Below are 9,756 nucleotides of genomic sequence, written 5' to 3' on the forward strand. Positions count from 1 at the left end.
GCGGTGTCCTGGGCCCGAGCGCGGACCGCTAGGCTCAAATGTCTCAACACTGATTTTTTTCGAAGGGATCTTTCGTGCTGCGCACTCATGACGCCGGTTCGTTGCGGGAGTCGAACGCCGGGCAGAGAGTGACGCTTGCCGGCTGGGTAGCCCGGCGGCGTGACCACGGTGGCGTCATCTTCATCGATCTGCGTGACGCCTCCGGCGTATCCCAGGTCGTGTTCCGCGATGACGCGGTGCTCGAGCAGGCCCATCGGTTGCGCGCCGAGTTCTGCGTCGAGGTCACCGGTGTCGTGGAGGTCCGGCCCGATGGCAACGCCAACGACGAGATCGCCACCGGTCAGATCGAGGTCAACGCCGCCGAACTGAAGGTGCTCAACGAGAGCGCGCCGCTGCCGTTCCAGCTCGACGAGACCGCGGGCGAAGAAGCGCGCCTGCGGTACCGCTACCTGGACCTGCGCCGCGAGGGGCCCGGCAACGCAATCAGGTTGCGTTCCAAGGCGAACACCGCGGCACGCACCGTGCTGTCCCGCCACGATTTCGTCGAGGTGGAGACCCCGACACTGACGCGGTCGACACCGGAGGGAGCACGCGACTTCCTGGTCCCGGCGCGTCTGCAGCCGGGCAGCTTCTATGCGCTGCCGCAAAGCCCGCAGCTGTTCAAGCAGCTGCTCATGGTCGCCGGCATGGAGCGGTACTACCAGATCGCGCGCTGCTACCGGGATGAGGATTTCCGCGCGGACCGGCAGCCCGAGTTCACCCAGCTCGACATCGAGATGAGCTTCGTGGACCAGGACGATGTCATCGCGCTGGCCGAGGAGATCCTCGTCGCACTGTGGGACCTGATCGGCTATCACGTGCCGACGCCCATCGCCCGCATCACGTATGCCGAGGCGATGCGCCGCTACGGCAGTGACAAGCCGGACCTGCGGTTCGGGCTGGAGCTGGTGGAGTGCACCGACTACTTCTCCGAGACCAGCTTCCGGGTGTTCCAGGCGCCGTACGTGGGCGCGGTGGTGATGCCCGGCGGTGCCGATCAGCCACGCCGCACCCTGGACGGCTGGCAGGAGTTCGCCAAGCAGCGCGGGCACAAGGGGCTGGCATATGTGCTGGTGGCCGAGGACGGCACCCTCGGCGGACCCGTCGCCAAGAATCTGTCCGACGCGGAACGTGACGGGCTGGCCGCGCATGTCGGCGCCAACCCGGGTGACTGCATCTTCTTCTCGGCAGGCGCCGCCAAGTCGTCGCGCGCGTTGTTGGGCTCGGTGCGTGGTGAGGTAGCGCAGCGCCTCGGGCTGATCGACCCCGACGCCTGGGCCTTCACCTGGGTGGTGGACGCTCCGCTCTTCGAACCCGCCGGTGACGCGACTGCCGCCGGTGACGTGGCCGTCGGCTCGGGTGCGTGGACTGCGGTGCACCACGCCTTCACTTCGCCGAAACCGGAGTCGGAGAACACCTTTGACACCGATCCGGGGTCGGCACTGGCCTACGCCTACGACATCGTGTGCAACGGGCATGAGATCGGTGGCGGTTCGATCCGTATTCACCGTCGCGACGTTCAGGAACGGGTGTTCCAGGTGATGGGCATCAGCAACGAGGATGCTCAGGAGAAATTCGGGTTCCTGTTGGACGCTTTCGCCTTCGGTGCGCCTCCGCACGGTGGCATCGCCTTCGGCTGGGACCGGGTAACCGCGTTGCTGGCCGGTACATCCTCGATCCGTGAGGTCATCGCCTTCCCGAAGTCCGGTGGCGGCGTGGATCCACTGACCGACGCGCCGGCCCCGATCACGGCGGCCCAGCGCAAGGAATCCGGGATTGACGCCAAACCCGAAAAGGCCGACAAAGTGAGCGAGCCGGCGGACGCGTAGCGCCCGTGCTGCACGTCAGGGTGATCGCGCCTGCCGACCTGTCGGATCAGGTGGTGGAATTCCTGTCCACCACCACCGGCGTCGCGCACATCGTCCGCGTGCCCAAGGCTGCGATCAGCCCGGCCGGCGATGTCATCACTGCCGATGTCGCTCGCGAGACCGCCAATGAGGTGCTCGACGGGCTCAAGTCGATCGATATCGACAAGCGTGGATCGATCACCGCGGAGGTGCTCGACACGGTCATCTCGCAGACCGCCTATGAGGCCGAGGACGACGCCGAAGGCGACCCTGCCGACGCCGTCATCTGGGACGAGCTGATCGGGCGCACCCGCGAGGAGTCCACCCTCAACCTGACATTTCTGGCCTTCTTATGCCTGGCCTGCCTGATCGCCGCTGTCGGTGTGGTCACCGATTCGCCGGTCACCATCGTGGGTGCGATGGTGGTTGGACCCGAGTTCGGTCCGCTTGCCGCGTTGGCGGTTTCGATTGTGCGGCGCACATGGCCGCTGGCCCGGCGGTCGCTACTGGCGTTGCTTGTCGGTTTCCCGGTGGCGATGGGGGTCACCGCCGTTGGCACGCTGGCCGCCGAGGCCGCCGGGTGGGTCACGTTGAAGAGTGTGCGTGAGCTGCAGCAGGTCGACTTCGTGTTCCAGGTGGGGCCGTTCTCATTGGTGGTCGCGTTGTTGGCCGGTGCCGCGGGCATGCTCTCGTTGATGTCGGCGAAATCGGCAGCCCTGGTGGGCGTGTTCATCTCGGTTACCACTGTGCCAGCGGCGGGACTTGCGGTGGTGGCGGCCACGGTGGGGGAATGGGATATCGCCGGGTTGTCCGCGCTGCAGCTGGCGGTCAACCTTTTTGGCATCGTTCTGGCGGGGGTGTTGGTGTTGCTGGTGCGGCCGCGAGGGCTGCGCTAGACGATCTCGCCGATGTCGGTGACTCGCTGATCGAACTCCGCATCGGGATCGGTGTGAGCGAATGCGGGGTCACCGTATTCGTCCGGTCGTGAGACGAAGACAGTGCCCATACCGATGTCTCGTGCGGCCCGCAGGTCATATGGATGCGCCGCCACCATCGCCGCCTCACCGGGCTCCACCCCCAGGTAGCGCAGCGCATGCCGGTACACCATCGGGTGCGGCTTGAAGTGCCCGAACACCTCGGCGGTCAGCACCGCGTCCCACGAAATGCCCAGGCGTTTGAACAGATTCACCATGGTGGCCATATCGGTGTTGGAGAGCGTCGCGATGGCGGCCCGCGACCGCAGGGCCGACAGGCCGGCGGGCACGTCGGGCCACGGAACCAGCCGTTGCCAGCTGGATGCGACCGCATTCGCGGTGGCATGCTCCGGGCGCGCCAGTCCGAATGTCCCGCAGACATCGGCGAAACCGGCCGCATACAGATCCTGCACCCGGGTCCAGTCGTCGACCGACTGAGTCAGACTCGAGACACGCTCGAAATAGTCTGTGCGCCAGGCCCGCGTGAATGCCGCGGCGTCGACGTCGGGGGCGTACTCGGCAACCGCGTGTGACACCGGCTCGAAGAAGTCGAGCAGCGTGCCCTGCACGTCGAACAGGTATGCCTTGTAGCGCAACGAGACTCCCTCTAGTAGGTGCTCTTGGGCGGATCGGTGCGAGTTACCCCGGTGACCTCGATGACGGGAATCGACGAGGGGCCACGATAGCTCTGCCCGTCCGGCACGGTTCCGGTCACCGACACCCAGGTGTTCTCCGGAAGCGCAGACGCGGAAACCGCGGCGGGCCCAGACATCTGCAAGCGCGCCAACTGTGCATCCGCGGCACAACAGACGATGACGATCTTGGCCAGGTCGGTGCGTTCGCCCTCTTTGAACGTGAATCCTGTGACGGTGATCGTGCGGCCCTTCAGGGTGTCCGAGGAGCCGGCGGCAATGCGCATCAGCACCTCCGGCAGCGACACCGTGGGCGCGTCGCCCGGCGGCAGTGGGGGAAAGGCACGCCGGGGCGTATTGACGGAAGCAGTGATGTTGGCCGGAGCGATGGAGCGCGCGCTGAGGGCCGGCGGCACGATGAAGATCAGCAGAACGACGGGCAGCACCAAAAACCATGTGGCGCCGTGCTTGTGGGTGTGACCATCGTGACCGTCGTGATCGTGGTCGGTGTGGCCGTTGCGGACATCGCGGATGACGGCGGCCAGCCCGAGACCGATCACGACGACCGCCGACCCGGCCAGCCACGGCAATAGCCCGGGTTTGACGTAGCGGGTGAACGTTCCGGTCGCCGCGATCATCGCCACGCTGACCCCCAACAGGATCAGTAGCGTGTTCTCGGTATCGCGTCTCATGAGGCCTCCAACACCGCGACGCCGACACCAGTGGCGACCAGGGTGGCCACCACGAATGTCAGCGGCGCGAAACGGGCCGCGAAGGCCCGCCCAAACATGCCCGACTGCATCGCGATGAGCTTCACGTCGACAGCCGGTCCCACCACGAGAAACACCAGCCTCGGAATCAGCGGCATCATCGTGATGCTCGCGGCCACGAAGGCGTCGGCCTCCGAACACAACGCCAGCACCACCGCCAGCAGTGCCATGGTCACCACGCCGACCACCAGATTGCCCGCCAGATGCTCGAACACCCACGTGGGCACCAGCACATGCAAAGCCGCCGCGGCGACTGCCCCGATGGCCAAGTACGAGGCCGCCTGCAGGAAATCGTGCCGCGCCGCCTCGGTGAATGTCGTCCAGCGCGAGGAGGATCCGGCGTGCGCGGTGGGCAGCCTGCGCGTCACCCAACTGTCCCGGCCCCAGCGCGACCAGGCCATGCCCATCACCATCGCGGTCAACAGGGATGCCACCGCACGTGCCAACACCATCTTCGGCTGACCGGGGAAGGCCACGGCCGTGGCGACCAACACCACCGGATTGATGGCCGGTGCCGACAGCATGAACGTGAGTGCGGCCGCACCGACGGATCCGGGTCCGTACAGCCGGCGCGCCACGGGAACCGAACCACATTCACAGCCGGGCAGTGCGGCACCGCTGATGCCGGCCACCGCGACCGCGGCGGCGGACCGATTCGGCAGCCACCGGGCTAGCCGTTCCGGGGTGACGAATGTCGCGACGAGGCCACTCACGATCACGCCGAGTGCAAGGAAGGGGACGGCCTGGACGAACACCCCGCAGAACACCGTTCCGGCGGTAGCGAGCTTCTCGTTGCCGTCGACGATCCCACGTAACCAGCCCGCTGCCAGGGCCATCGATATGAGTGCCACCACCAGGACTTCGGTCGAACCGAACCAACGTCGATCCTGAGAGGTGGCCACCGTCACCCAGCCATCCTGACAGTGCAACCTGAGAACGCGGCGCAGCAGTGGCACTCTGGTGGGGTGACCGATGACACACCCTTCAACGAGCAGCCCGCCGCCGTGATCAACGAATTCAACGACGGGATCGCCCGGGAGTTCCATGCCAATGGCGGCGACGTCGGCGGACAGTTCGCCGGCGTGCCGATCTTGCTGCTGACGAACACCGGCGCCAAGAGCGGGCAGAAACGCCTAAATCCGCTGGCCTACTTCGACATCGACGAGACGATCTACATCGTCGGTTCGTTCGGTGGTGCCGACAAGGATCCCGCCTGGGTGCACAACCTGCGTGCGAACCCACATGCGCATATCGACATCGGCACCGACGGATACGACGTCGCCGCGCACGAGCTTTCGCTTGACGAGCGCGACGCGCTGTATCCGAAGGTGGTCGAGCAGGTCCCCGTGTTCGCGGAGTACCAGGAGAAGACCGCCAGGCCCATCCCGATCTTCGAGCTGCGCCGGACCTAACCGAACCGCCCCGGCCGCGTCCTCATGAGTGACACGCTGTCGGGGTGACCGATGACCTCGATCCACACTGGATCCCCGATAGGGAAACTGTGCTGGCCTACAACGAGCAACTCGCCCGGGAATTCCGTCAGAACGATGGGCGAGTGGACTCGTTCGGCGACGGCGACCTGCTGCTGCTGACTACGACGGGCGCGAAGACCGGCGCGACGCGGATGAGTCCGTTGGTGTACCTCACTGTTGACGGGAAAACCCTCATCATCGGCTCTTTCCGCGGATCGCCCAGGGATCCCGGTTGGGTGCACAACTTGCGCGCCCAACCGGTGGCCCAGGTCGAGGTCGGATCGGAGACCTACGCGGTTGATGCCGTCGAGCTGGACGGACCGGACCGTGAGCAGGCCTACGCGGAGATTGTCGCGCTCGCACCGATTTTCGGTGAGTACCAGGGGAAGGTTGAACGCGTCATCCCGATTTTCGAGCTGCGCCGCCGCTAGCCGGGAACTGTCGCACCGAGTGTGCGCATGGTGTCGGTTCTCGGCCAATTTTCAACCGAATGCGCACGCTCGAGCTACATGCCGTCGTCCCCGCGCCACTCCGGGTGGACGGTGATGGGCCGTGCCCTGATTCACTGACCAAGCGGGTGAGCCCAGGTTATGGTGGGATCAGCCGATGGGCATCAAGGTGGCGCTGGAGCATCGGACCAGCTACGCATTCGACAGACTCGTGCAGGTGCACCCGCACGAGATTCGGTTGCGCCCAGCTCCGCATACCCGAACTCCCATTGAGGCGTACTCGCTGCGGATCGCCCCGGAAGATCATTTCATCAACTGGCAACAGGATGCCTTCGGTAATTTCCTTGCCCGCGTCGTATTTCCGAACCGCACCCGACAGCTGTCCATCACCGTCGGACTCATCGCCGATCTGAAGTCGGTCAACCCATTCGACTTCTTCATCGAGGAATGGGCCGAGCACATCGGATTCGGGTATCCGCCCGCGTTGTTGGCCGATCTCGAGCCCTATCTCAAACCGGTAGACGAATCCGATCCCGGCTCTGGGCCGGGTGAATTGGTTCGGGCCTGGGTCGCCAACTTCACCATGGCACCCACCACCCGCATCATCGATTATCTCGTCACGCTCAACCAGGCACTGTGTGCGGACGTCGGTTACGCGGTGCGGTTGGAGCCGGGGGTTCAGAGCCCCGACACCACGCTGGCCGTTGGCATCGGTTCATGTCGCGACACCGCCTGGCTGCTGGTGTCCATCCTGCGGCAGAAGGGGCTGGCCGCCCGTTTTGTGTCCGGGTACCTGGTCCAGTTGACCTCGGATATCGCGGCAATCGATGGGCCCTCGGGGCCGGTTGCGGATTTCACCGACCTGCACGCCTGGGCCGAGGTGTACATTCCGGGCGCCGGATGGGTGGGTCTGGATCCCACCTCGGGACTGCTCGCGGGCGAGGGCCACATACCGCTCTCGGCCACTCCGCATCCGTCGACATCCGCCGCGATTACCGGCGCCACCGATATGTGCGAGTCCACCCTCGACTTCTCCAACACCGTCACCCGTGTCCACGAAGATCCGCGCGTGACCCTGCCGTACGCCGCGTCGGCATGGGAGGCCGTCACCGCGCTGGGAGCGGAGATAGATGCCCGGCTCGACTCGGCCGGGGTCGGGTTGACGATGGGTGGTGAGCCGACCTTCGTGTCGATCGACGACCAGGTCTCCGAACAATGGACCACCGCCGCGGATGGGGACCACAAACGGGTACTTGCCAGCGGCCTTGCTGCTCGCCTCAAAGAGGTCTGGGCACCAAGGGGTTTGGTGCAGCGCAGTCAGGGAAAGTGGTATCCCGGCGAACCCCTGCCGCGGTGGCAGATCGGTTTGCATTGGCGCCGCGACGGCCAACCGCTCTGGTCTGACCCCGAGCTGCTGGCCGACCCGTGGGCCGAAGATCGCGAGTGGTCCACACCCGAAGGGGCCGACCGTGCGCTGCTCGCCGCGCTCGCGGCTGATCTCGGGCTGCCCGATAGTCAGGTGCGCGCGGCATACGAGGACCCGCTGAGTCGGCTGGCCGCATCGGTCCGGCGCCCCGCGGGAGATCCGGTGACAGCGGTCGATGACCTTGCGCCGCACGAGGATGCGACGGATCGGCGATCAGACCTGCTGCACCGGCTGGATGAGCCGGTCACCGAGCCGGCGGCCTACGTGCTGCCACTGCATCGGGGCGAGGACGGCTGGGAAAGCGCCGACTGGAGACTGCGCCGCGGCCGGATCGTGTTGGCAGACGGCGACTCTCCCGCCGGGCTGCGGCTCCCACTGAAGGCGGTCTCCTGGCAGCCTGCGCCGCACCCGACGGAGGCGGACCCGCTCAGCGCCGCCGCCGAACTCGAGGCACCGCGCCCCGGCGCCGCGGCTGCGGTGGTGCCCGCCGAGGGTGCGCCCACCACGGCGCTGGTCGCGGAGATCCGTGACGGTCTGCTCTATCTGTTCCTGCCGCCGCTGGAACACGTTGACGACTTCGTGGATCTCATCGCACGTATCGAGGCGGCGGTGACCTGTCCGCTGGTGATCGAAGGGTATGGACCACCGCCCGATTCGCGTCTGGAGACGATGAGCGTCACTCCCGATCCGGGGGTGATCGAGGTCAACGTGACCCCGACCGCCAGTTTCGCCGAGCAGGCCGCGCAGTTGCAGGTGCTGTACGACGAGGCACGCAAAGCGCGGCTGACCACCGAGTCTTTCGACGTGGACGGGACCCACACCGGCACAGGTGGTGGCAACCACATCACGTTGGGGGGTCGTACCCCGGCGACGTCACCGCTGTTGCGCCGGCCCGATCTGCTGGTATCCCTGCTGACGTATTGGCAGCATCACCCGGCGTTGTCGTACTTGTTCTCCGGCCGTTTCGTCGGCACCACATCGCAGGCCCCCCGCGTTGACGAAGGGCGCGAAGAGGCGTTGTACGAGTTGGAAATTGCCTTCGCCGAGATCGATAGATTGACCAAGGCGCCCGATCATGATGGTCGCTCCGCAGGCGACGCATCCGATGAGGGCGGCTCCGCTAGCGCCGCGCCGTGGCATGTCGATCGGGCGCTGCGGCATCTTCTTACCGACATCACCGGAAACACCCATCGCGCCGAGTTCTGCATCGACAAGCTGTACAGCCCGGACAGCGCTCGTGGACGTCTGGGCCTGCTGGAGTTGCGTGGGTTCGAGATGCCGCCGCATTTCCAGATGGCTATGGTGCAGTCGCTACTGGTCCGCGCTCTGGTCGCCCGGTTCTGGGAGCAGCCCTTGCGTGCTCCGTTGATCCGCCACGGGGAAAACCTGCACGGTCGCTACTTGTTGCCGCACTTCATTATTCACGACATCGCGCAGGTCGCGGCCGATCTGCGCGCGCATGGCATCGCCTTCGAGACCAGCTGGCTCGATCCGTTCACCGAGTTTCGGTTCCCGCGGATCGGCACCGCGGTGTTCGACGGTATCGAGATCGAACTGCGCGGGGCCATCGAACCGTGGCGGGTGCTGGGGGAGGAGGCCACCGCGGGAGGCGCCGCGCGATACGTGGACTCCTCGATCGAGCGCGTGCAGGTGCGGGTGATCGGAGCCGATCGCTCCCGGTACGTCGTCACCTGCAACGGCGAACCCATCCCGTTGCTCTCCACCGCCAACCCGGATGTGCAGGTGGCCGGAGTCCGGTACCGGGCGTGGCAGCCGCCCAGTGCGCTGCACCCGAGCATCACCGTCGACGAACCGCTGCGCTTCGAGCTCATCGACACGGCCAACGCCCTGTCTCGCGGCGGCTGTACGTACCACGTGTCGCACCCGGGGGGCCGGTCCTACGACGACCCTCCCGTCAACGCGGTGGCAGCCGAAGCACGCCGTGGTCGGCGCTTCGATGCCACCGGTTACACCACCGGCCGCGTCGATTTGTCAGACTTGCGCGAGAAACAAGCGCGCATGTCCACCGATGCGGTGGCGCCTGGCATCCTGGATCTACGCCGTGCGAGAACCGTGGGACGCAGGTAGGACCGCATGAACGGGAAGGAAGGTACGGCCGGTGGCAGCACCTGCTTCGGGGGCTCCCA

The 9,756-nt window shown here is 66.2% G+C and carries 8 protein-coding genes; 5 read left to right on the plus strand and 3 right to left on the minus strand.

Features of this window, described 5'->3' with window-relative positions:
- Positions 1 to 74 precede the first annotated feature (74 nt).
- Both aspS and BKG76_RS20205 read left to right on the plus strand, forming a co-directional pair.
- A complete protein-coding gene (gene aspS / locus BKG76_RS20200) occupies positions 75 to 1,868 on the plus strand; it encodes an aspartate--tRNA ligase (RefSeq protein WP_070939505.1) in 1,794 nt (597 codons plus the stop codon).
- 5 nt (positions 1,869 to 1,873) lie between these two features.
- Entirely contained in the window at positions 1,874 to 2,782 is a 909-nt protein-coding gene (locus BKG76_RS20205) for a DUF389 domain-containing protein (RefSeq protein WP_070939506.1), read from the plus strand.
- Here the strand turns inward: BKG76_RS20205 and BKG76_RS20210 are convergent.
- From BKG76_RS20210 to BKG76_RS20220, 3 genes are read right to left on the minus strand one after another with little or no spacing between them, the layout of a single operon-like run.
- Positions 2,779 to 3,456 (minus strand): haloacid dehalogenase type II, encoded by a 678-nt coding sequence (locus tag BKG76_RS20210; RefSeq protein WP_070939507.1) that lies wholly within the window; start codon positions 3,454 to 3,456, stop codon positions 2,779 to 2,781. The two genes, BKG76_RS20205 and BKG76_RS20210, sit on opposite strands and share 4 nt — an antisense overlap.
- A gap of 11 nt (positions 3,457 to 3,467) precedes the next feature.
- The gene (locus BKG76_RS20215) at positions 3,468 to 4,184 is read right to left on the minus strand and encodes a TIGR03943 family putative permease subunit (RefSeq protein ID WP_070939508.1); all 717 of its coding nucleotides are present in this window, start codon (positions 4,182 to 4,184) and stop codon (positions 3,468 to 3,470) included.
- Complete coding sequence (locus BKG76_RS20220) at positions 4,181 to 5,170, minus strand: permease (protein WP_070940009.1); 990 nt, start codon at positions 5,168 to 5,170, stop codon at positions 4,181 to 4,183. Before BKG76_RS20220 ends, BKG76_RS20215 begins: the two co-directional genes overlap by 4 nt.
- Positions 5,171 to 5,227: 57 nt before the next feature.
- Here BKG76_RS20220 and BKG76_RS20225 point away from each other — a divergent pair, with 57 nt between their 5' ends.
- The 3 genes from BKG76_RS20225 (at position 5,228) to BKG76_RS20235 (ending at position 9,697) form a co-directional block, all read left to right on the plus strand.
- Complete coding sequence (locus BKG76_RS20225) at positions 5,228 to 5,674, plus strand: nitroreductase family deazaflavin-dependent oxidoreductase (protein WP_070939509.1); 447 nt, start codon at positions 5,228 to 5,230, stop codon at positions 5,672 to 5,674.
- Positions 5,675 to 5,718: 44 nt separating this feature from the next.
- Positions 5,719 to 6,165 carry a nitroreductase/quinone reductase family protein gene (locus BKG76_RS20230; RefSeq protein ID WP_070939510.1) on the plus strand — a complete coding sequence of 149 codons (447 nt, stop codon included), beginning with the start codon at positions 5,719 to 5,721 and terminating at the stop codon, positions 6,163 to 6,165.
- Between the two features lie 175 nt (positions 6,166 to 6,340).
- Positions 6,341 to 9,697: a transglutaminase family protein gene (locus tag BKG76_RS20235; protein WP_070939511.1), complete on the plus strand. Its 3,357-nt coding sequence runs from the start codon at positions 6,341 to 6,343 to the stop codon at positions 9,695 to 9,697.
- The last annotated feature ends 59 nt before the right edge of the window (positions 9,698 to 9,756 follow it).

It is taken from the genome of Mycobacteroides franklinii (genome assembly GCF_001853795.1).
Lineage (GTDB): Bacteria > Actinomycetota > Actinomycetes > Mycobacteriales > Mycobacteriaceae > Mycobacterium > Mycobacterium franklinii.

What these genes read in the sequence shown, in the direction of transcription:
- BKG76_RS20215 (WP_070939508.1), bottom strand. Translation starts at nt 4,184, where the DNA reads ATGAGACGCGATACCGAGAACACGCTACTGATCCTGTTGGGGGTCAGC.
- BKG76_RS20235 (WP_070939511.1), top strand. Translation starts at nt 6,341, where the DNA reads ATGGGCATCAAGGTGGCGCTGGAGCATCGGACCAGCTACGCATTCGAC.